The organism is Prevotella melaninogenica, assembly GCF_018127925.1.
Lineage (GTDB): Bacteria > Bacteroidota > Bacteroidia > Bacteroidales > Bacteroidaceae > Prevotella > Prevotella melaninogenica_C.
The window spans coordinates 1,874,715-1,897,730 of the sequence record NZ_CP072348.1 but is presented as its reverse complement, the minus strand read 5'-3'; the positions used below and the strand labels follow the sequence as shown (position 1 = coordinate 1,897,730).

At 42.9% G+C, this 23,016-nt stretch carries 19 protein-coding genes; 10 read left to right on the top strand and 9 right to left on the bottom strand.

Annotation, left to right across the window (positions count from 1 at the left end):
- Positions 1–94 precede the first annotated feature (94 nt).
- Positions 95–1,840, bottom strand: a complete 1,746-nt coding sequence (locus J4861_RS13205; protein ID WP_211817155.1) for a GNAT family N-acetyltransferase — start codon at positions 1,838–1,840, stop codon at positions 95–97.
- 455 nt (positions 1,841–2,295) lie between these two features.
- Between J4861_RS13205 and pta the strand changes: the two genes are divergently transcribed.
- Positions 2,296–3,339 (top strand): phosphate acetyltransferase, encoded by a 1,044-nt coding sequence (gene pta / locus J4861_RS13200; RefSeq protein WP_211793875.1) that lies wholly within the window; start codon positions 2,296–2,298, stop codon positions 3,337–3,339.
- A 118-nt stretch (positions 3,340–3,457) separates the two neighbouring features.
- Entirely contained in the window at positions 3,458–4,663 is a 1,206-nt protein-coding gene (locus J4861_RS13195) for an acetate kinase (protein WP_211817154.1), read from the top strand.
- A 448-nt stretch (positions 4,664–5,111) separates the two neighbouring features.
- Here the strand turns inward: J4861_RS13195 and J4861_RS13190 are convergent, their stop codons facing one another.
- Together J4861_RS13190 and J4861_RS13185 are read right to left on the bottom strand one after the other, a co-directional pair.
- A complete protein-coding gene (locus J4861_RS13190) occupies positions 5,112–5,876 on the bottom strand; it encodes a UDP-2,3-diacylglucosamine diphosphatase (RefSeq protein ID WP_004361641.1) in 765 nt (254 codons plus the stop codon).
- A 153-nt stretch (positions 5,877–6,029) separates the two neighbouring features.
- Positions 6,030–6,350: a metal-sulfur cluster assembly factor gene (locus J4861_RS13185; RefSeq protein WP_004361640.1), complete on the bottom strand. Its 321-nt coding sequence runs from the start codon at positions 6,348–6,350 to the stop codon at positions 6,030–6,032.
- A gap of 217 nt (positions 6,351–6,567) precedes the next feature.
- On the opposite strand from J4861_RS13185, the gene J4861_RS13180 reads away from it, so the two are divergent.
- Entirely contained in the window at positions 6,568–7,446 is an 879-nt protein-coding gene (locus J4861_RS13180) for a hypothetical protein (protein ID WP_211817153.1), read from the top strand.
- 145 nt (positions 7,447–7,591) lie between these two features.
- Here the strand turns inward: J4861_RS13180 and radC are convergent, their stop codons facing one another.
- Both radC and J4861_RS13170 read right to left on the bottom strand, forming a co-directional pair.
- On the bottom strand, positions 7,592–8,278 hold the full coding sequence (gene radC, locus J4861_RS13175; protein WP_211817152.1) for a RadC family protein: 687 nt from the start codon (positions 8,276–8,278) through the stop codon (positions 7,592–7,594).
- A 122-nt stretch (positions 8,279–8,400) separates the two neighbouring features.
- Positions 8,401–9,441, bottom strand: a complete 1,041-nt coding sequence (locus tag J4861_RS13170; RefSeq protein ID WP_211817151.1) for a glycosyltransferase family 2 protein — start codon at positions 9,439–9,441, stop codon at positions 8,401–8,403.
- Between the two features lie 883 nt (positions 9,442–10,324).
- Between J4861_RS13170 and J4861_RS13165 the strand changes: the two genes are divergently transcribed.
- From J4861_RS13165 to J4861_RS13150, 4 genes are all read left to right on the top strand, one after another.
- A complete protein-coding gene (locus J4861_RS13165; protein WP_211817807.1) occupies positions 10,325–11,092 on the top strand; it encodes a DeoR/GlpR family DNA-binding transcription regulator in 768 nt (255 codons plus the stop codon).
- A 46-nt stretch (positions 11,093–11,138) separates the two neighbouring features.
- A complete protein-coding gene (locus J4861_RS13160; RefSeq protein WP_211817150.1) occupies positions 11,139–12,338 on the top strand; it encodes a 1-acyl-sn-glycerol-3-phosphate acyltransferase in 1,200 nt (399 codons plus the stop codon).
- A 6-nt stretch (positions 12,339–12,344) separates the two neighbouring features.
- Positions 12,345–13,034 (top strand): NigD1/NigD2 family lipoprotein, encoded by a 690-nt coding sequence (locus J4861_RS13155; protein ID WP_428842173.1) that lies wholly within the window; start codon positions 12,345–12,347, stop codon positions 13,032–13,034.
- Positions 13,035–13,741: 707 nt separating this feature from the next.
- On the top strand, positions 13,742–16,384 hold the full coding sequence (locus J4861_RS13150; protein ID WP_211817149.1) for a C10 family peptidase: 2,643 nt from the start codon (positions 13,742–13,744) through the stop codon (positions 16,382–16,384).
- 165 nt (positions 16,385–16,549) lie between these two features.
- Here J4861_RS13150 and kbl read toward each other — a convergent pair whose 3' ends face one another.
- Positions 16,550–17,737 (bottom strand): glycine C-acetyltransferase, encoded by a 1,188-nt coding sequence (gene kbl / locus J4861_RS13145; RefSeq protein WP_013264183.1) that lies wholly within the window; start codon positions 17,735–17,737, stop codon positions 16,550–16,552.
- 179 nt (positions 17,738–17,916) lie between these two features.
- Here kbl and J4861_RS13140 point away from each other — a divergent pair, with 179 nt between their 5' ends.
- Complete coding sequence (locus J4861_RS13140) at positions 17,917–18,870, top strand: NAD-dependent epimerase/dehydratase family protein (RefSeq protein WP_211817148.1); 954 nt, start codon at positions 17,917–17,919, stop codon at positions 18,868–18,870.
- Between the two features lie 465 nt (positions 18,871–19,335).
- On the opposite strand, the gene J4861_RS13135 is transcribed toward J4861_RS13140, so the two are convergent.
- Entirely contained in the window at positions 19,336–20,148 is an 813-nt protein-coding gene (locus J4861_RS13135; protein ID WP_428842172.1) for an SPFH domain-containing protein, read from the bottom strand.
- Between the two features lie 463 nt (positions 20,149–20,611).
- Here J4861_RS13135 and J4861_RS13130 point away from each other — a divergent pair, with 463 nt between their 5' ends.
- Positions 20,612–21,847, top strand: a complete 1,236-nt coding sequence (locus tag J4861_RS13130; protein ID WP_004291422.1) for a site-specific integrase — start codon at positions 20,612–20,614, stop codon at positions 21,845–21,847.
- A gap of 11 nt (positions 21,848–21,858) precedes the next feature.
- Complete coding sequence (locus J4861_RS13125; RefSeq protein ID WP_004291423.1) at positions 21,859–22,221, top strand: hypothetical protein; 363 nt, start codon at positions 21,859–21,861, stop codon at positions 22,219–22,221.
- Between the two features lie 77 nt (positions 22,222–22,298).
- Here the strand turns inward: J4861_RS13125 and J4861_RS13120 are convergent, their stop codons facing one another.
- Positions 22,299–22,604 carry a helix-turn-helix domain-containing protein gene (locus tag J4861_RS13120; protein ID WP_004291424.1) on the bottom strand — a complete coding sequence of 102 codons (306 nt, stop codon included), beginning with the start codon at positions 22,602–22,604 and terminating at the stop codon, positions 22,299–22,301.
- A gap of 31 nt (positions 22,605–22,635) precedes the next feature.
- On the bottom strand, positions 22,636–22,935 hold the full coding sequence (locus J4861_RS13115) for a helix-turn-helix domain-containing protein (RefSeq protein ID WP_004291426.1): 300 nt from the start codon (positions 22,933–22,935) through the stop codon (positions 22,636–22,638).
- Between the last annotated feature and the right edge of the window lie 81 nt (positions 22,936–23,016).

Genomic DNA, 23,016 nt, shown 5'->3' with positions numbered 1-23,016 from the left:
AGGATAAAGGGTTGGGTGTTGATTAAGGATAAATGAAAAAGAGTTCGCGAACAACTTAGAATAGTTTGCGAACTCTTTTTGGTTGAATATCACCTTAATTCAACATCAAATTCATCTCAAGGTTATCATCCTTAAAGATGTAATCAGCTAATTCAGTGATTGTTAATGAATGGGTATCAGGCAAAGGATGATTGGTTTTGACTACGTGTCCATGCTTGATTTCGAAGTAGCTGTTATTCATTGGGATATCCGAATCATTGTACACACGAATGTTTTCCGTATGCTCTGGATGGTGATTTGCAAAGAGCTGCAAAGCCTTTTCAGCATTGATAATACGAATCATTCCAGGGATATCCTTCGTTTCTATGCAAGCATCTGGGTCAATAGACTGTGATATACGATAATCTTCCTTGATAATATCAAAACCTTCTTCGTCATGTAAAAGTACACAATCCTTTGCACGTTGCCAGTTATCGAAGGTTGAGAAGTCTATATTTTCAACATCAGCAGGAGGCGGTGTACAAGTAATGTTACGTGTATAACCACAACGACTATACCAATCGTAAAGCCATTCCTCAGCAGGTATCAACGATGCAAAGACAACATCCTTATGGTAAAGACGGAAGTGAGCCTGCGACATGAGGTTGTTACCCATATTCTGCTTACGGTATTCTTCTCGTACACTCACACCACTAATATAAGCCGTATGCACCTCTTCATTATAATATTTCATTGTATAAGGGAGAGCCTGAAGGGCAGCTACTGTATGTTGTTCGACCTGACAGATAAAATTATATTCAGGTTTAAAGACACGTGAGAAATAGAGTTGAATAAAGGGTTCTGCGTCATGGAAGGTGTCACGCCACAAAGCGATGGTCTCCTCTTTAATCTGTTCTTGTGTCTCCTCCTGCGCCAAAGGATATTTCTCCATGACAACACTCTTTTCTAAAAGAATGTCTGGTTTATAGGAAAGCTTCGCATAACGGAGTCCTTCTAAACCAAGGTCTTCCTCACGATTCATATATTCATACTGCTCTGGAAGATGCTGTGCAAACTCCTGGTTGATAATAGAAAACGCTCCTTCGTATGCCGTATCAGCCTTTTCCACACAAACATCGAACACCTTATCCGTGATAGGACAGCCGAAAGTAAAAGCTATCAACTTCCCATCAACCCATATCGTACCACCAATGGCACCAATCTCATCCCACAAATCGAAGACACGTGTCATAGAACGAAGTTCTTCAGAGAGTTCTTCCGTATCTTCGTTATCCTCCTTTGTGACAGCCCTCCAGTTCTCTTCTACAGCGATACACTCGGGTATCATCTCCTTTGTAAGCGGACGATACTCATAGTTAGGATAGCTCTTACGGAACTTATTACAATGATTTCGTTTGCCTTGAAGTTTCTTACCAGACAATGTTGCCAACTTTTCACGGGTGTAGATGTAATCAAAATGGTCGCGATCGGGCTTTATAAAGAAAGTATCTGGGAAAGTTTCCTCCAAAACACTAACCATATAAGAACAAACACCCAACAATAAGAAGGGATGACCCAAGGTTATTGCATCGTCTCGCATCTGTCTAATAACAGCTGCAAAACGCTCACGCATAGCCTCATCCCACTTACATTTCCACACTGGAGCCATATAGGCAAGATGATGTCCCGTATAAAAACGGAACACTAAAAAGCCGTCAACCTCAGCTATTTGCGTATTATATAAGAAACGCCATGAAATAATATTCGCAAAGCTTAAATCGCAATTCATGCGATCACCACATAGCGTATAACTTTGTATTAATTCACGGTCGGTTGTCTTTACATCATGAAACTTTATCATAACATTATCTGATTTGTTTATAATACAAAGATATACAGAAAACTCAAGACTCCCAAAGAGTAGGTTGTTTTTGTTGCTATTCAATAGCACTTCATTTGCATATTTGGGTAGTACAAGTCTTTCCTAACAACAAATTGCCCTCAAACTAATAATATATTACAAGCCATTTAACCCTCAGCACAATTGGTGTTTACCATGAACACCACATGTGCGGAGTATCAGCACCATATGTGCGGAACGTCAATACATCGCTAAAAAATACGAAGAAAAAGACGTCTTTGTACCTATTATATATAGAAGATACTCACAACGAAAGTAGATGGAAAATGATTGCCAACCCGTATAAACCTGTTTTATAGGAGAAAACGATAATTATGTTTGGAATTACAACTTTCTTTTGCTATCTTTGCATAGCAAAAACAGAATTTATAATAATTACATTTTAAAAGACATATATGGACTTATTAGAGCAAATCGTTGCACGTGCTAAAGCCGATAAGCAACGTATCGTGCTCCCCGAGGCAGAAGAGGAGCGTACCCTTAGGGCAGCTGACAGAGTGTTAGCTGATGACATCGCCAATCTGATCCTCATTGGAAACCCAGCCAACATCCATAAGCTTGCCGAAGAATGGGGGCTTAAGAACATTGACAAGGCTACCATTGTTGACCCAGAGAATAACCCACAGAGCGAAGAATATGCCGAGAAATTGGCTGAATTACGTCAGAAGAAGGGCATGACCTTAGAGCAAGCTCGCGAACTGGTTACCAAGAACAATCTTTACCTTGGTTGCATGATTATTAAGACAGGAGGTGCTGACGGACAGATTTCTGGCGCCCTCTCTACAACTGGCGACACACTTCGTCCTGCTTTGCAGATTATTAAGTGTGCACCAGGTATCAGCTGTGTGAGTGGTGCTATGCTGATTCTTACACATGAGGAGCAGTATGGTGAGAACGGTATTGTCGTTATGGGCGACGTTGCTGTTACTCCAAACCCAACTGCTGACCAATTGGCACAGATTGCATATACCACTGCAGAGACAGCAAAGAGTGTTGCAGGCTTCCAGAATCCATACGTAGCTATGCTGAGCTTCTCAACAAAGGGCTCTGCACAGGATGCTAAGGACCGTGAGACTGGTAAGAGTGTTTATATCATTGATAAGGTAGTTGAAGCTACAAAGATTGCCAAAGAGAAGTTCCCTGAGCTGAAGGTTGATGGTGAGTTGCAGGCTGATGCTGCTTTGGTTCCAGCCGTTGCAGCTAAGAAGGCACCAGGTTCTAACATCGCAGGTAAGGCAAACGTACTTGTTGTTCCTAACCTTGAAGTTGGTAACATCGGCTATAAACTGATTGAACGCCTCGGTGGTGCGAAGGCTATTGGCCCAATCCTCCAGGGTATTGCACGTCCTGTAAACGATCTTTCTCGTGGTTGTTGCGTTGATGATATCTATTATATGGTAGCCATCACAGCCTGCCAAGCACAGGATTCTAAGAAATAATAGTAGAATTGGAAAAGATGATTTAGGGGGTCTGAGAGCGTTTTAGGAATCTGTAAAGAGGAATAAGACGCTTATTAAACAACCCCTATAGCATCCTTCTAAAATAATAATTCTTTATATGAAGATATTAGTTTTAAACTGCGGTAGTAGTTCCATTAAGTACAAACTGTACGATATGGCAGATGAGTCTGTATTGGCTCAGGGTGGTGTTGAGCGTATCGGACTCGATGAGGCATTCATCAAAGTGAAACTTGATAATGGTGAGAAGAAGCAGATTATGGCTGACCTTCCAACCCACAAAGAGGGTGTAGCACTCGTATTCAAGGTACTTCTCGACCCAGAGTTTGGTGCACTTAAGAGCCTCGATGAGATTGATGCTGTTGGTCATCGTGTCGTACAGGGTGGCGACCTCTTTGAGAAGAGCTGCATCGTAACCAAGGAAGTGGAGGCAGGTATTGAGAGTCTTATCGACCTTGCACCCGTTCATAACGCTGGTCACTTGCGTGGTTTACGTGCGGTTGATGCTTTAATGCCTCACACTCCACAGGTAGTTGTATTCGACAATGCTTTCCACAGCACAATGCCAGACTACGCTTACCTCTACGCAGTACCTTACGATCTCTACAAGAAGTATCATGTACGCCGTTATGGCTTCCACGGAACAAGTCATCGCTACGTATCACATCGTGTTTGCGAGATGCTTGGTGTTGACATTAAGACACAGAAGATTATCACTTGTCATATTGGTAATGGTGCCTCTATCGCTGCTATCAAGGGCGGTAAGGTTATCGATACCTCAATGGGTCTGACTCCATTGGCTGGTTTGATGATGGGTTCTCGTTCTGGTGATATCGACCCTTCAGCAGTTACCTATCTGATGGAGAAGCTCGGAAAGAAGCCACAGGAGATGGCTGACTTCCTTAACAAGGAGTCTGGCGTACTTGGTATTACAGGTATCAGCTCTGATATGCGCGACATTGAGAACGCTGACAACGCAGGTGATAAGATGGCTCATTTAGCATTGCAGATGTATACTTATCGCATTAAGAAGTACATTGGTGCTTATGCTGCAGCAATGAATGGTGTTGACATCATCGTTTGGACAGCTGGTGTTGGTGAGAATCAGACTGGTCTTCGTTGGGATACTTGCCAGGACATGGACTATCTTGGTATTAAACTTGACAAAGAACGCAACATGTGTCGTGGTGAGGAAAAGATTCTCTCTACCGATGACTCAAAGGTTAAGGTGGTACTTGTTCCTACCGATGAGGAGATTGTCATTGCACGTGACACGCAGGAACTCGTTAAAGACTTGAAGAAGTAACAAAGATAGTTATAGGCGTTATAGGCAATTTTATGTACTCATAAAAAAACTATTAACGCCTATAATTGTATTCTGACGCGAATAAATACTTATGAAATTATGCGCTTAAGAGGGTAGACTTGCAACTGGGTTTTAGGACTGACCCAAATAAACAGCGATAAAACTCAATAAAAAGCGAAAGGTAGTTGTCTCACGACAACTACCTTTCTTTTGACTAAACTTAATCTACAAACCTGAGTTTTAATTTTATATTATGAATGTCTTAAATCAAAATTTAGGGCTAAAGCCACTATCATCTTATCTCGGTAATGAATCATTATCCATTCCTCTTAAAGACAATGCAAAGTTACACTTTTGTTTCGTAACCTCCAAATTCTTTTGCGTAATTTTACTTTTTATACTCAAAATATCCCATTTTGTCTTTACAAATAGAATATTTTTACGTTTCTTAAGGCTTGCTTTCACCTTCAACATACTCTTCGAGGAACATGTGTTCACCATCGAAAACAGCGTAAGTAAACTGCCATATCCAGTCACCAAGAATCAACAGACGTGCTTTCCGCGACAAGGTGAGATCGAGTTCAATATGACGATGTCCGTAAATATAATAGTCTATATCTTTATGTGTGGACATATACTCCTTCGTGTATTGTACAAGATACTCCTTGTCTTCTCCCAAGTAGGGAACTTCCTTTCCATCCTTACGCTTCAATCTACTCCTTTTAGCCCAATTCAAACCTAACTGCATTCCCCACCAAGGATGAAAGAAGTTGAGCAGTCGTTGGCAGAAACGATTATGAAAAACCTTACGAAGAAAACGAAACATTGGGTCGGGGTCACCTAATCCATCCCCATGTGCAAGATAAAACACCTTATCGTATATCTCAGTTGTTATCGGTTTACGGTGAAGGATAACGCCACACTCCTTTTCTAAATAGCCATAAGTCCAGAGGTCATGGTTACCAGTAAAGAAATGAACTTCCACCCCCATATCCGTAAGTTCTGATATCTTACCAAGGAAACGAGTAAAACCTTTAGGAACAACATACTTATATTCATTCCAAAAGTCGAACATATCGCCCAGCAGATAGACAGCTGCAGCCTTATGCTTAATGCTATCTAAGAAGCGTACAAGGCGGCGTTCATGTGTGCGACGGTGCTCTATAGCGAGTGAACCGAGGTGTGCATCGGAAAGGAAATAGATATTCTTCATGTCATTGGGTAATGGGTGAAGGGTGGTAAGGGGTGATGATTACTCCCTATATTCTGAGGCAATGCCTCAGAAACTGGGACAGAATGGCAGAGACAAGGCAGCTAATTAGACAGAGGCTTAGCTGCCATATTGAGAAAGAGGGCGGAAACGGTCTTACTCAAAACCTAATTCAACGCGTGCCTCTTCAGTCATCATGCTCTGATCCCATACTGGTTCAAAGACAAGGTTGATGTTTGCAGTCTTAACACCTTCTACACTTTCCACCTTTGTACGTACGTCTTCAAGGATGAAATCTGCAGCAGGGCATGATGGAGAGGTAAAGGTCATGTCCATATCAAGATTGCCCTCGTCATCCACATCAATCTTGTAAATCATACCAAGATCATAGATATTCACAGGTATCTCTGGGTCGTAAACAGTCTTCAACACGTCAACGATTCTTTCTTCTATCTTTGTTTTCTCTTCTATTGTCATAATTAGTGATTCTTTTAATGAATTGTCTTTTTATCAAAGATAGCCTCTGCGCCTACTATGAAAACCTACTTTCGTATTGCCGAACGCAGCCTATCTTTTGCAAAGATAATAATTAAAAACTATAATTACAATAATTCACTGCGGAAAGGTTACGTTCTTTTGTGGGTTTATATGAAGAAAGTAGTATATTTGCATCAGATAAATTAATAAAAAGAAGATGAACAGTCTCGAGGAAGAAGTGCGACAGTTGCTACGTGAAGGAAAGGATATTGAAGCAGTACGACTGGTTCATAACGGCAAAGGAGTAACACTATTAGAGGCTAAAAAGTATATTGACAAACTCAAAGCTGATAATTGCAGCTGGGAGGAAACCAGTAACATCCGCAGTTGGAACATCGAATATAAAGACGAAAAGCCTGAACACATTACTTTTACGGATACCACTGGGACCCATACAGCTGAACCTAATAGTCCTGAATGGATAGATATTTTGAAGGAGGCTACGCAGGAAGGCAGTGGAAAAGCTAACCAAACAAAGGCTGATGATAAAAAGACTCTATTGCAAAGAATCCTTGACAGCCAGTTCGTATGGCTTTTCATATCTCTTGCATGGCTTTGCTTATTAACGCTATTTATCCTTTGTATTTATCCCAGCTACTTTGGACTTCATACCAGAGAAGGCTATTGGGGTTTATTCTTACATATCACCACAATTCTTTTATCTGTGTGTATGGCATATCTTTGCTATATTTGGATGCGCCAGAAAAAGGAACGATGGTATTCTCGTTTGAAGTATTTGGTGATGGGGCTTGTTCTAATTTTTATTGTTGGAATATGGGGATACGACCTGACATTAGACCTTATAGAACATGATGTGAGAAGTTACGAAGGGACATTCTCACTGAGAGTATATACGCATTATAAGAGGTCCAATGACTATACCATCACATGGGAAGGTGACACTCTGTCTTCTGATAGACAACATAATATTAGCTTTGCTCATTTTAAAGAGCTGGAACAATACTGTACAGTACGTGTTACTTATTGGCGACACACGGGTCTTGTGTGGAGCATAGAACCTTTAGAAAAGAAGTGAAAGGCTGATTTAATTCTCTCTTATGATACAGAAGATGCTATTTAGTACTCAACACCATTGGTGCGGAGCATCAACACAACACGTGCAGAGCATCAGCACCATATGTGCGGAGTAACAAAACATAGTCATTTTAGAACCTTTTCGGCTATAACTTTCCCTCCTCTCGATATGAGAAATACCCTCCATCAGTGAGTATTACATGGTCTGCAAAATGAATATGCAGCAATTCGCAAGCCTTATGAATATGCGATGTCAGTATATCATCATCCCTACTTGGATTCGTACTGCCACTGGGGTGATTATGACAAAAAGCCAAAACAGTAGTGTTCTTTAGCAGTACTTCCTTCATCATCAGACGAAGATCGACAGGTGCCATAGTAAGACCACCCACCGAAATGCGCTTGGCTTCGATGAGTCGGAAATTCTGTTTCATCATTAAAACCCAGCCTTCTTCGATATCAAGGTCTTGTATCGTCGTGTGCATAAACTGGTAAATATTCTCGGCACTATTGAGTATTGGTGCCTCTTCCACTGTCGCCTTCTGCCGTCTTTTACCTAATTCGCAAGCAGCAAGGATAGTGATTGCCTTTGCCGAACCGATACCCTTGTATTGCTCTAAGTCGCGAATAGAAAGCTTCCCAAGTGTATTCAGATTATTATTACAGTCATTGAGAATACGCTTCATTAGTTCTACCGCACTCTCTTTTGGTGTGCCAGAACCAATCAGAATAGCCAGTAATTCAGCATCACTGAGCGCAGCAGCCCCCAGTCTTTCAAGTTTTTCGCGTGGGCGGTCAGCCTCAGCCCAGTGAGAAATAGATAGTTTATCCATAGTAAAGAAGTGGCCCCTCCCCCAGCCCCTCCCCCAAAGGGAGGGGAGTGATTACCACTATTGTTTGTTATTTAGAATGTAGATTTGGTTTTGTAGATAGCTTTTAAATTATGAATTCTGAATTACTTATAGAAGTTTTTCTCATATGCAGCGAACTCATCCATACCACATACGCAGCGTTTCCACCATGCACTAATGAAGCCACAACCGTAGCCGGTAAGTTGAATGAAGGCTGCTTCGATACTGAGAAGACCAATGTTAAGACTGTTGTTTTGTAGGGTTGAATCCACACAGATAATGACACTGTATAGCACCAGCGGCATTAAACCCATCATGATAAAGACACTTCCAAAGACATTGATTATTGGGAATAACTGCAAGAAGAGTCCAAAGAGAATCATCAGAACCAATAAAGCCGTTCCTACGGTAAATACCATCGGTAAGAGATGGACAAGTTTCAGAGACTCAGGAGACTTCTTATAGAGATTGATTCGGGCGATACCAGAATTGTAAACCTGCTTCCAGAACTTGCGGAAGTCCGTACGACGCTTGTGCCAAACCCATGCCTCAGGGAACAGTCGACAACGCTTTCCTGCCTTAAAGATACGAATCGAGAAGTCGATATCCTCTCCAAAACGCATCTTTGAGAAACCTCCCAACTCCTGATAAACATCACGACGGATACCCATATTAAATGAACGAGGATAGAACTTGTCAAGTTTCTTCTTACCACCACGTATTCCTCCCGTCGTAAAGAACGAGGTCATTGAATAAGAAATAGCCTTCTGGGTATCGGTAAAAGACTCATGTGCACAGTCAGGTCCACCAAAAGCGTCGGCTGGCTCACGTTTTAGTTCCTCACTCACAGCACGAATATAACCCTTCGGAAGTACAACATCAGAGTCGAGAATGAGCAGATACTCACCCTTTGCACGCTCAGCACCATAGTTACGGCTCTGCCCAGGACCCGAATTTTCTTTGCTATAATAATGTAGGTCGAGCTTGTCAGCGTACTTATCGCACACCTCCTTACACGGAATCTGTGAGCCGTCTTCAACGATAACGACCTCAAAATCCTTCTCCTCCTGGCTAAGCAGGCTCTCCAATAGTTCTTCAACCTCATCCGGACGATTGAAAACAGGAACAATGATGCTGTACTTCATAATGTTGCAAAGATAACACTTTGTTCGTGAATGACAAGTAATTTGATAAATTATTCTCTCAAAATAACATTCTTTCTCTCTGCCCTTTGCATGTACGAAATAGCAAAGCACACCTAAACACACCAATAAATCCGGGTCTTCCGTTAAATACGTAGATTGTTAATAGAATGAGATTAATCCACAGACATGGTATGATTAGCTCCCATTAAATGGTTTTAGAACGGGGGATAAACTACATGACAAATATAATTAGATACGATCTTCACCTGCCTTCTACAAACGACTTACTCCCTCACAAGTTGAGATTTGTAAATTATTTTCGAGCGATTCAAAACCTATACATGCTCTTTTGGCTTCTTAAAGACGCCCTTTTGGCTTGCAAAAGGTGCCCTTTAAGACCCTTACTAACGCCCTTTTGAAGTCCTATTAAGCACCTTTTAATTTACTGCTTTATAACTAATTGATATACTGTTGCTTACAAACCTACTTTTTACATGCCGTTTTGCCGTTATTTATTGATATTTTATTCGAAATTATGTAATGATTTTTCAAACTCTTGTCTGCAGATTTTCGAAGTCTTAAATGAAATGGTTTTCTATGAAAGAGGATGATGAGAGGATAGATATTCGACTGTCTTAGTTATGTTTTTGTTTAATAAGTAACCTCAGTTCTTCCTTTAAAGCAAATACGAAAAGCGTACATACATTTAATGGAAGAACCAATAGATTTACTGCAGACAGTCGTAAACAATTGTTAATCTTCTGTTAAACGAGGGCTTCACCTTTAGCCATTGATTTATTTTAACTATATTTGTACAAAACTATTCTTATACGGTAAAGCGTGATAGACATCTGCTGAAAGCTACCAAAAACCGATGCAAAATATGACAAAAGAAGACAGGCAAAATGCCATTCTCGACCAGCTTCTGACACAGGAGTCTGTATTGGTTTCCGATTTGGCAACCTCCTTGGATGTGTCATTAGTAACGATACGTAAAGACCTAACCGAACTTGAAAAGGGTGGAAAGCTCTATCGAAGTCATGGTAAAGCGATTCTTATCAACCCGTTTACCAACAACCGTTCAGTAAACGAGAAGGAAAAGCTAAAAGCGGAAGAGAAACAACTCATCGGAGCAGAGGCTGTCAAGCTACTTGTGAAAGACGATTCCATCATTCTTGCATCAGGAACAACCATCCATGCGTTGGCTTGTAATATCCATGCTGAGAGCAGACTGACGATTGTTTCAGCCAGTCTTCAAGCTACGATGACCTTAGCAGGCAACGATAATATTGACATTATCCAACTTGGTGGCATGGTTCGCCACAGCAGTGTGTCGGTTGTCGGACAATATAGCATGGAGATACTGCGTGGCTGTTCGTTTACAAAACTCTTCTTGGGGGTGGATGGTATCGACCTTGACTTTGGTATCTCAACAACAGACATGCGTGAAGCCGAATTGAACAGAAGTATGATGAACGCTGCACAGAAGACCATTGTCTTAGCTGATTCAAGTAAGTTTGGCCGTCGTGGATTCGCAAAGATTAGTGGACTTGAGGATGTTGACATCATCATTACCGATGCTAAAATACCACAGTTTGTAGCCAACAAGATTGAAGAAATGGGCATAGAACTAATCATTGCAGGTTCTTAGAATATGCAATAAGACATAAAATAGAAACAAATTAATTTTTACGATTATGAAAATACCATCAGAGTTTGACCCTATCCGTCCGTTTGAGCCGGAAGAATTACCGGCAGTCTATGATAGGATTCTTGCTGATAAGCAGTTTCAAATGGTGCTGGCATATCTCTACCCTGATGTTCCAGCAGAAGCGATAGCAAAGAAGATGCACGCTTGTAAGACGAATCTTGAATTCCAAAAAACATTCTGCTACCCTTTCCTCCAGCGTCTTGTCACGGAGTTGAGCTTAGGCTGTAGCATGGATGCAGTCAATATCGATACACGCAAACGTTATACCTTCGTCAGCAACCATCGCGACATTGTGCTCGATTCTGCTTTCCTCGACAAGCTTCTCATGGATGTTGGCTTTACCACTACTTGTGAGATTGCTATCGGCGACAACCTCCTTTCGCAGGATTGGGTGCGTGACTTGGTACGTATCAACAAGTCATTTACCGTAGAGCGTGCCCTCCATTCGGTTGAGATGCTCCGTGCAAGCAAGCGTATGTCAGAGTATATCCACTTCGCTATTGCCGAGAAGAATGATAATGTATGGATTGCTCAACGACAGGGAAGAGCGAAGAATTCAAACGACCTTACCCAACCTGCAATCTTGAAGATGATGGCTATGGGCGGCGAAGGTACTATCATCGAACGTCTGAAACAGCTCCACATCGTGCCATTAGCTATCTCTTACGAGTACGATCCATGCGATTATCTCAAGGCACGTGAGTATCAATTGCGTCGCGATTTACCTTATTGGAAGAAGACTGCAGAGGACGATCTTGAAAGTATGTTAGTAGGTATCAAGGGCTATAAGGGACATATCTTCTACAAATGTGCACCATGTATTGACGAATGGCTTGACACAGTAGATGAGGAACTGCCAAAGAACAAGCTCTTCGATACGATTGCAGCACATATCGATCACCAAATCCACAGTAACTACAAACTCTATCCTATCAACTACGTGGCATTAGATATGATTCAGGATACACGTGTTTACGAAGAGTATTATACAGTGGAAGACTACCAGAACTTCAACACTTACCTCGATGGTCAGATTGAGAAGATTGACATTGAGAACCGTGATGATAAGTTCTTACGCACTTGTCTGCTGACACAGTATGCTTATCCTGCAAAGAATTACATTGCTGCATCATCAGAAAGCGGCAGATTTAAATCACTTCTGAATCGTCTCACCTTTAAGAAATAACACAACGTGGACTGGTTCGGAAAAACTTTCTACAGACTATTGACTATGGTAACGGCAGTCATGTCGTTACTCATAGTCAGTGCCTGTGAGCATGACTTCTATGAGACAGGCGACAGCGAACTGTCTTATCTACACACCGACTTTGTTGAAGCAAGGACCAACGAGCTATCAGCTTTCGCTTCTGCAACTACTGATGACGGAACACAACTGACCTTAAAACCTGCAGTTAAAGAACAATGGGCAAAAAGACCCGACACAACTTACCGTGCCTTACTCTATTATAATAAGGTAGAAAATGGCATAACATCGTCTTTTGCCATTAGTCCTGTTGCAGTCTTACGCCCTCGTTTAGCACTCGACTTACCTATTGTGTACACCGACCCAGTTGGTTTTGAAAGCGTCTGGATAAGCAAGAATCATAAGTATTTGAATCTTACCCTTAACTTAAAGACTGGAAAAACAGAAGACGAAAAGGCTGTTCAGACCTTAGCTATCGTCTGTGATTCCGTAAAAAACCTACCTAATGGCGGTCGAGTGTTTTATCTTCGACTACATCATCACCAAAATGGAGTACCCGAATACTATAGCAGACGTGTCTTTACAAGTATTCCTTTGAGTGGTTTTAAGCAGAAGGATTCCATCTATTTAAGTATCAACACGTATAAAGGAAAAATCAATAAGCAGATTACTTTCTAACGCTATCAACTGAATTCGATTTACATTTATGTTTTACTGCGTTTTCATCTGCAATAAAACATAAACAAATAGGCTATATAAAGATATAGGCAAGACCATCAACTATATTGTCTTTTCTCACCCTCTGACACAGAAACCGTTTCTTTTTAATACTCGAAAATCCACCGACAATGCTTTGAAAAATCATTACATAATTTCGAACAAAACATCTATAAATAAGGATAAAAGCACGAGTAAGAGATAGATTTGTAACCTAAAGGAAATCAATCAGTTATAAAGCAGCAAAATAAAAGGTGCTTAATTGGACTTCAAAAGGGCGTTAGTAAGGGGCTTAAAGGGCACCTTTTGCAAGCCAAAAGGGCGTCTTTTAGAGGCTTAAAGAGCATGTATTTAAAATCACGATGTGAAAAATTATGACAAAACAACAAACAATTAGCCCTATTAACCCTATTGGACCTATTAGCCTAATTAGGCTAATAGGAATAAGTTATTTGTAGATTGCGGATTGACATAGTATCAATTTGAGATAAAAATACCATGCAAGTATATAAGTCTTAACACCTGATTTCACATTAATATCACCCCCTTATCAATATATTAAGGTCCAATCCATTCCTACATTTATATAGAAAATATCGAAAAAATAGGGCTTATATGACAAAAACAATGTACCTTTGTAGTCTATAATTCATTGGTATAAACCTGATATGACATATTCAATATTTCAAATTAATAGTAAAAAGACTGTGTTTTCAGCACATAACAACCTATTGAGAAGAAGTTTTCCCATTCTTTCCCTCCTACTTTCTGTAACAGCAAACTATGCTGACAATGTTAATTTCAACACTGCTTTAAGCATAGCAAGAACGTATGTAAATGTCAGCAAGAAGGCTGCCCTAAACGTAAAAACGCGTGCTGCAGCAACAGCAACACAGCAACCTTACTATGTCTTCAACGATGATGCAGGCAAAGGTTTTGTAGTCGTTGCGGGCGATGATAAGATGGGAAAGGTGTTAGCCTACAGCCACGAGGCTTCACTTGATATGAACAACCTCAACCCAGAAGCACGTTATCTCTTCGATTCCTATCGACAGGTGTATGAGGAGTTGGGCAAGAATAAGACGCTTACCACACGTGCAGGAGCAGCAACAAAAGCAGCTGATGCTGTGCAACCTTTGCTAAAAAGCAAGTGGGGACAGGACTATCCCTACAGCAAGCAGACCCAATATGTAACGGGGTGTGTGGCTACTGCGGTTGCACAGGTAATGTATTACCATAAATGGCCAGCACAAGGTAAGGGACAAGAAAGCTACACGGTGAAGTTTGATAACACTGTTCGTTCAGCCGATTTCACAAAGTCACACTACGACTGGGACAATATGTTGCCTGATTATAACCGCAGAAACGTTACTACAAAGCAGGAAGATGCAGTAGCTTTGTTGATGAATGATGTGGGTATTGCAACCAATATGCAATACACGGATAGGGCAAGTGGTACGCAGAGTTATATGGCTGAGCGTGCTTTGCGCAATTACTTCGACTATGATGCCTCAATGGTAACAAGAGCAAACGAGGGTGTTGATAACTTTATCGAGATTGTAAAGAATGAGCTCCGCAATGGGTTTCCACTCTACATATCTGGTGATTCGAAGACTGGAGGTGGTCATGCGTGGGTTTGCGATGGCTTTGATGAGGAGGATAGGTTCCACATGAACTTTGGATGGAATGGTCAAGCAAATGGCTATTACTCACTTGCTACCTTGAGTGTAACGTCTACAGGTAGTGAGTTTAACGGCGCACAGCATAGCTTCAACCTTAGACTTCATGTCATTGCAATACATCCCAACAAACCTAATACGCCTAAGATTGATGATGATATAGCGTATCAGTCGCCTAATATCAAGTTTAACAACGATGGTATGATGGCGTTCGTAGGGGATGCTCCTACCACAACATCCGATGCATCAAAGGTGATGTATACAGGATTTATCAACCAGGCTAATGCTGTTCTTGTGGGCGACATCGGTTTAGGTATCTATGACCAAGAGGGCAAACTGGTAAAGGTAACACCTTACGGACAGGACGGAAGGAAGATATTCAGCAAAGAGCGATTTGTCTTTAACGATGGTGAGTGGGTTTCTGGAGGTGTGATTAATGATAAGGTGACCTTCACACTCGACTTTAAGTCATTGACTAATGGCACCTATTCACTCTATCCTATTGCTGCACGAATGCTGGAAGATGGCACGTTAGGCGCTTGGGCAAGAATGAAGACTGCCCCTCGTATCGAGATGAAGGTGGAGAACAGTAAGATAACCTACTTAGAGCTACCAACGAAAGAACCGGCCTTTCTGCTCACAACCGAGCCTAAGTTAGACAACAAAGTGATGTTAGGTGAGCCGAATGTACTCCGTCTGAACATCCGCAAACTGGATGCTAATTTCTTCAACGGAAACGTAAAAGTAGAACTCCTCAACAGTGAGAATAAGGTGGTATATACCACAGAGACGGATGAGGTGGTTGACTTTGATGTCTTCACAACCAAGCGTGTTAGACTGCCATTCAACCTTCCTTACGACATTGCTTCGGGTACTTATCACTTGCGCACGACAATCACCAATGCCAACAATGTAAGCTGTCAGGTACGTGAAAGTGCTTCACAAGAACCTTATACGCTCACGATTGAGGAAAAGGGTCAGGCTGGTATCTTCTCAAGAGCGACTGTTTATACGCAAGATAACGAGGAAGGAAGTGTCCCAATGGAGAACTTTGATGTATCAAAAAGTCCAACATTCAGAGTCGCATGTATTGCCACTCTTGCAAAGAACGTACAATATAAGGGTGGTCTGACACTCTATCTTATCGACACTGTGACAGGTATGTCTATCCAAGTGACAAAGAAGCCACTACAGGTAGACCTCACACAGGCTGATGATGAGGCAATAATAACCAGCGACTGGATTAATCCAAAGACCGAGAAACTCATCAATAACCGACGCTATCGAGTGGCATTGTTTGGTGTGGTGGATGGTAGGAATGTCGACTTATTACCAAATTCGACAACGTCACCTTACCTTTCCCTCATCAATGGACCGTATGACAAATATCCTGAGGATGTGACAAATGGTGTAGAGGAAGTGAGCATCAAACCGACATTACAATTCGTTGACGGACGCTTACACGTACAACAGCAGGGCTTGAAACGTGTAGAGCTATATGGTATGAATGGTATGTTAGTAGCAAGCAGTGCTGCGAATGGCACAGACAATCTTACCCTCTCCGTTCCAAAGGGAACCTACGTGGTACGCATCATCTCACAAAGTGGTCGTTACACAAGCGTTATCCGCTAAGCAACTATCCTATAATAAAGAGCGAGTACCTATCCCGGCACTCGCTCTTTTTCTATCTTTTAATAATCTATTCGTACTCCGCACATATGGTGCTTACCAACAGCACCACACGTACTGACGCCGAGCACCAATGGTGCTGACTACTAATCAGTGTCTACAAGTAGACTATTTCAACACACCAAGTTCCTTACCAATCTTGATGAAAGCGTTGATACACTTGTCAAGTTGCTCACGATTATGACCAGCTGAGAGCTGAACACGAATACGAGCCTCGCCCTTTGGTACTACTGGATAATAGAAACCAGTTACATAGATACCCTCTTCAAGGAGCTTAGCTGCATATACCTGAGACAACTTTGCATCGTAAAGCATTACCGCACAGATAGCACTCTGGGTTGGTTTAATATCAAAACCAGCAGCCATCATCTTATCGCGGAAGTAGTTTACGTTCTCAACAAGCTTGTCATGAAGTTCATTACTCTCCTTCAACATCTTGAACACTTCAAGGCTGGCACCGATAATACAAGGTGCAAGTGAGTTAGAGAAGAGGTATGGGCGACTGCGCTGACGAAGCATGTCAATGATTTCCTTACGACCAGTTGTGAAGCCACCGAGCGCACCACCAAATGCCTTACCGAGTGTACCAGTGTAGATATCCACACGATCATAGGTCTTGCAGAGTTCGCTTACACCATGACCAGTAGCACCAACGACACCGGCAGAGTGAGACTCATCAACCATCACGAGAGCGTTATACTTCTCAGCGAGGTCGCAAATCTTGTCAACTGGAGCAACGTTACCGTCCATAGAGAACACACCATCCGTAACGATGATACGGAAACGCTGTTCCTGTGACTCTTGTAGACAACGTTCAAGGTCTGCCATGTCAGCATTTGCATAGCGATAACGCTTCGCTTTACAAAGGCGTACACCATCAATAATAGAGGCGTGGTTGAGTGCGTCAGAGATAATAGCATCCTGATCGGTGAGCAATGGTTCAAAGACTCCACCATTAGCGTCAAAGCAAGCAGCATAGAGAATAGTGTCTTCTGTCTTGAAGTAATCAGAGATGGCAGCCTCAAGTTCCTTGTGGCTGTCCTGTGTTCCACAGATAAAACGAACAGAGGACATACCGAATCCTCGCTTGTCCATCATCTTCTTAGCACCTTCTATCAAACGTGGATGATTAGAAAGACCAAGATAATTGTTTGCACAGAAGTTCAAAACTTCCTTACCTTTTACTTCGATTGCTGCACTTTGAGGACTCTCAATGATTCTTTCTTCTTTGTAAAGTCCTGCTTCTTTAATCTCAGCAAGTGCATTACTGAGATGTTCTTTCATCTTACCGTACATAACATTAGATTTTATTTATTAGTAGGCAAAGTAACTTATAAAAAACGAGAAAAAGGACGTTAAGGAGTTTTTTTTTACGTGATGACTTAATTTTTTAATAATTTTAATACCTAATAGTGTGTTATCAACAAAAAATATGCTTACTTTGCAACCAGTTATATTTAAGCTTAACAATATTTATGAAAAATGTATTGGTCATAGGCTCTACAGGTCAAATCGGCTCAGAGCTTACCCGAGAACTTAGAAAACGTTATGGAAACGACAGCATTGTTGCTGGTTACATTAAAGGAGCAGAACCTAAAGGTGAACTGAAAGAAAGCGGTCCATCAGCAGAGGCCGACGTTACTAACCCAGAGATGATTGCCGATGTTGTTAAGAAATACAACATTGACACCATTTACAACCTTGCCGCATTACTCTCTGTAGTAGCAGAAAAGAAGCCGCAATTAGCTTGGAAAATCGGTATTGACGGTCTGTGGAACATCTTGGAAGTAGCACGTGAGAACAACTGTGCGGTCTTTACTCCAAGTTCTATCGGATCATTCGGTTTGAGTACACCTCACACACAGACGCCACAGGACACTGTTCAACGCCCTGGTACAATCTATGGTGTGTCAAAGGTTACCACAGAGTTGCTCAGCGACTACTACTTTAAGAAGTATGGTGTTGATACCCGTTCAGTACGTTTCCCAGGTTTGATTTCCTACGTAACTCCTCCAGGTGGTGGTACTACTGACTATGCAGTTGACATCTATTACGCTGCTGTTCGTGGTGAGAAGTTCGTGTGTCCTATCAAGAAGGGAACACTGATGGACATGATGTACATGCCAGATGGCTTGCACGCAGCTATCTCATTGATGGAAGCTGACCCAACTCGTTTGGTTCATCGCAATGGTTTCAACATTGCATCTATGAGCTTCGACCCTGACGAAATCTTCAATGCTATCAAGCGTTACAAGCCTGACTTTGAGATGGAATACGACGTAGACCCACTCAAGCAGGGTATTGCTGACAGTTGGCCAGACAGTCTTGACGACAGTTGCGCACGCGCTGAATGGGATTGGAGCCCTCAGTATGACCTCGACGCTATGACTGTTGACATGCTGAAGAATCTTGAGGCTAAGCTAAAATAAGTCTACAAAACAAGAGATAGATTAGCGTAAGCTTGAATATAGTACGTATAAAACTACTCTATCAGGCTATAATCTACATGGTATAAAGAAATAAAGAGGTGATTGCCAGCATGGCAATCACCTCTTTTTATTTATCAAACATGTTCCCTCGGATGCGCACTTCTTCATCAGTCAACATTCAACACCCAGTACTCGACACCCAAACAAAACATCTTCTCTTAGACGAACATTTCATCATCAACCAATATTCATCACCCAACAACCAAACAAAACATGTTCCCTCAGATGCGCACTTTGCTTCCTTTGGAGAATTATTTTCATGAAAATAATTCGCACATAAAGCACACTTTTCTTATAAAAGAAAGAAATACAAGCCTTTACAGCAATACTATCATTACCGACTTAGCCTACTATTATCTTCAAACACACGAATAGATGAATATTTATTTCTTTCCGGTTCTCTACTTATCGACGAATATTCCACATCGGTGTTTCGCCTCCTCCAAAGAGAACATCTATGTTAGCACCATTCTTCTTTTCGATAACATCCCATGCACGCAACTGTATGAACTGTGCTGGAGAGAGGTTTAGTTCGGTCATATAAGCCTTATCAGCCACCGCCTTATTACGCTCAGCCTTAGCACGTGCAAGTTCCATTTCGGCACGCTTCTCTTGTGTTTGCTTTGCCTGAATACTTGCAGCAGTCTTGTTCATCTCTTCCAACTGCTCCTTGTTAGGCATCACACGGTCGGTAATTACCTGCTGAATATCAATAGGAAAGTTTGCCTTTCGTGACAAAGAGGCTACATACTGGCGCATAGACTGCTTAATACGGTCATCGAACTTTGCAAGAACCTCACGATTACTCATCAAGTCGAATGGTGAACAAGAGGATACATACTCACGCACTTTATTGCGGAAGTAAGGTTCAATAAAGTTCTCAAACCAGTTCTCTCCATAGTTCCTCAGCAAGTCAGGAGTCTGTCCTTTCTTCACTTGAATGATCATATACATATTCACATCAAGTGGAGTATTGTCGTTTGAAAGCAAATCATCAAATTGGAACTGCATCTTCTGTGGCAGGATATTAAAGTAGACAGCGGTCGTTGTTGGTGCAATCAGTGTAATTGAATTTACTGGTTCATCAGCAACACGCGTACTACCAAAGAAGATAGGCTTCATCTTTAATGCCGCTTCTTGGTCGTAAGAAGGATTTACAAACGAGAAGAAAGCAAGACCAATAACACAAAAAGTGACTACAAGAGCTACTGGAAGCAATATTTTTTAGGATTATTCATACCAAAGAAATCTTTAAGATTAAAACTTGAATACTGTTGGTTAGCTTGTCTTGAATTGAATTTCATATCAAATGAGGTTATAATTGTATATGCTAAAATAGGTATCTTATCATTGCAAAGTTACTACAAAAAAGTGAAATGCGGAAAGATATAGTGATAGAATTGAGTTACAAGGGTTTTGGTTGAAGTGGCGATAATCCGTGAAGCCATTACAATCCCTGCCGAAGCCAAATCCTGACGCCGCTACGTTACTTGTTCGTAACCATGCCCGAAAATGCGACAAACGGGTACGAATAGCGAAACAAGGCTCTAAGGAATAGTGAGTTATCCATAACTCATGCGAAAAATCAGGTTACGGAAAAAGATTGCGCCGTTCCTCCCCGTTTTGCGTACCAACACCGGACTCTTCACCAACTAATTTTGAAACCCAAAAATTAAGGACAATGAAGAGTACATTTTCAGTAATCTACTACCTCAAGCGTCAGGTAGTGAAAAAGGACGGGACAGTTCCCGTCATGGGACGCATCACGGTGGACGGCAGCCAGACACAGTTCAGCTGCAAACTGACTGTCGATCCGAAACTGTGGGACACCAAAGGTGGACGTGTCACGGGCAGAAGCACGGCGGCACTCGAAACGAACCGTATGCTTGACAAGATGCGGGTACGCATCAACAGGCATTATCAGGAAATCATGGAGCGTGACAACTTCGTCACGGCGGAGAAGGTGAAGAACGCCTTTCTCGGACTGGAACACCGCTACCACACGCTGATGCAGGTGTTCCGCCAGCACAACGAGGACTACGAGAAGCAGGTGGAGGCAGGCATGAAAGCCAAAGGCACGCTGCTGAAGTACCGCACCGTTTACAAGCACATGCAAGAGTTCCTCGACATCCGCTACCATGTGAAGGACATCGCCCTAAAAGAGCTTACCCCGGCTTTCATCTCCGACTTCGAGATGTTCCTGCGCACGGACAAGCACTGCTGCACCAATACCGTGTGGCTGTACGTCTGCCCGTTACGGACGATGGTATTCATCGCCATCAACAACGAGTGGCTGACGCGCGACCCGTTCCGCGAGTATGAAATCAAGAAGGAGGAAACAACACGCAGTTTCCTGACCAAAGATGAGATCCGCCTGCTGATGGAGGGGAAACTGAAAAACGCCAAACAGGAATTGTACCGCGACCTCTACCTGTTCTGCGCCTTCACGGGGCTGTCGTTCGCGGATATGCGCAACCTTACGGAAGAGAATATCCGCACCTACTTCGACGAACACGAGTGGATAAACATCAACCGCCAGAAAACGGGCGTGGTGTCCAACATCCGCCTGCTCGACATCGCCAACCGCATAATCGGCAAATACCGGGGACTGTGCGGGGACGGCAGGATATTTCCCGTTCCGCATTATAACACGTGCCTTGCCGGTATCCGTGCCGTCGCCAAGCGTTGCGGCATCACCAAGCATATCACGTGGCATCAGAGCCGCCACACGGCAGCCACGACGATATTCCTCTCCAACGGTGTTCCCATCGAAACGGTCAGCTCCATGCTCGGACACAAGAGCATAAAGACGACGCAGATTTACGCAAAGATAACCAAAGAGAAGCTCAATCAGGACATGGAGAACCTTGCCGCAAGATTGAACGGCGTCGAGGAATTTGCAGGTTGCACCATCTAAAAAGAAAAGCCATGAAACGTGACACAATCATCATCGAGGACAAGGCAGTCAGCGTAACCGGTAACGACGTGTGGATGACCGCCACCGAAATAGCCGGATTGTTCCATACGACCGTCCCGGCAGTGAACGCCGCCATCAGAGCCGTCCGCAAGTCGGACGTGCTGAACGACTACGAGGTGTGCCGCTACATGCAGCTTGAAAACGGGCTGCACGCGGACGTGTACGCCCTTGAAATCATCATCCCGGTCGCTTTCAGGGTGAATACCTACAACACCCACCTGTTCCGCACATGGCTGGTGGGAAAGGCACTCTCACAAGAGAAACGGCAGACATACGTGATGTTCATACAGAACGGAAAAGCCGGGTATTGCTGATTGCACATACCCCATAAGACAAGTAAACGGGTAGCACCACAAAAGGTGTCACCCGTTTACTTTTTCATGAAACCGCCTCACTCCAGCGGCTTGCGGTAGTTCGCTTCCAGTACCCCGCGCAGCCCCGTTTCCGGGTAAAGCACCTTCCCTCCCAAAAGTATGAAGGGCAACACGCGGTTGTTGCGGTATTCCTGCAAGGTGCGCCGGCTCACACGGAGCAGTTCCGACACCTCGCCGTCCGTCAGGTAACGTTCCCCGTCCAGCGGAGGACGGTAGCTTTCCAGAAATGCGGACAGCCATTTCGAGCCTTTGCGCATATCCTGCACCACAGAGGCTATCGGCTCGTCTTCCATCGTAAAAACATCGTTGTTCTCGTTCATCATAACTTCGGATTCAGTGGGTGAATAAATCAAATCATCTGCCGTGCGGATAGAGCGTGCCGACAAGCGGTATCAGCCGCTTCACCTCCTCTGGCTTGTAATAGAACCTGCGGTTTATCTGCGAGTAGCCGATAAGCCGCCTGTCACGCAGCGTCTGCAACGTGCGCGGGCTTATTCTCAACTGCCCGCAGACCTCCTCGCCCGTGAGCCATCTTTCCATGCGCCCCGTGTCGCTTTTGCGCCTCAGGGCGGCGACCTTCTCCGAGAGTGCGCCGAATGCCGCCACCATCATCTCGAAAGTCTTTTTCTCGATAGATACTATTTCCATATTCATGTCATTTAGAGTTTGCCGCAAAGGTAACGAAACGGCATACAAGACGTATCGTTTTCCGCTGAAAGGCTGCCTGTTGCGCCG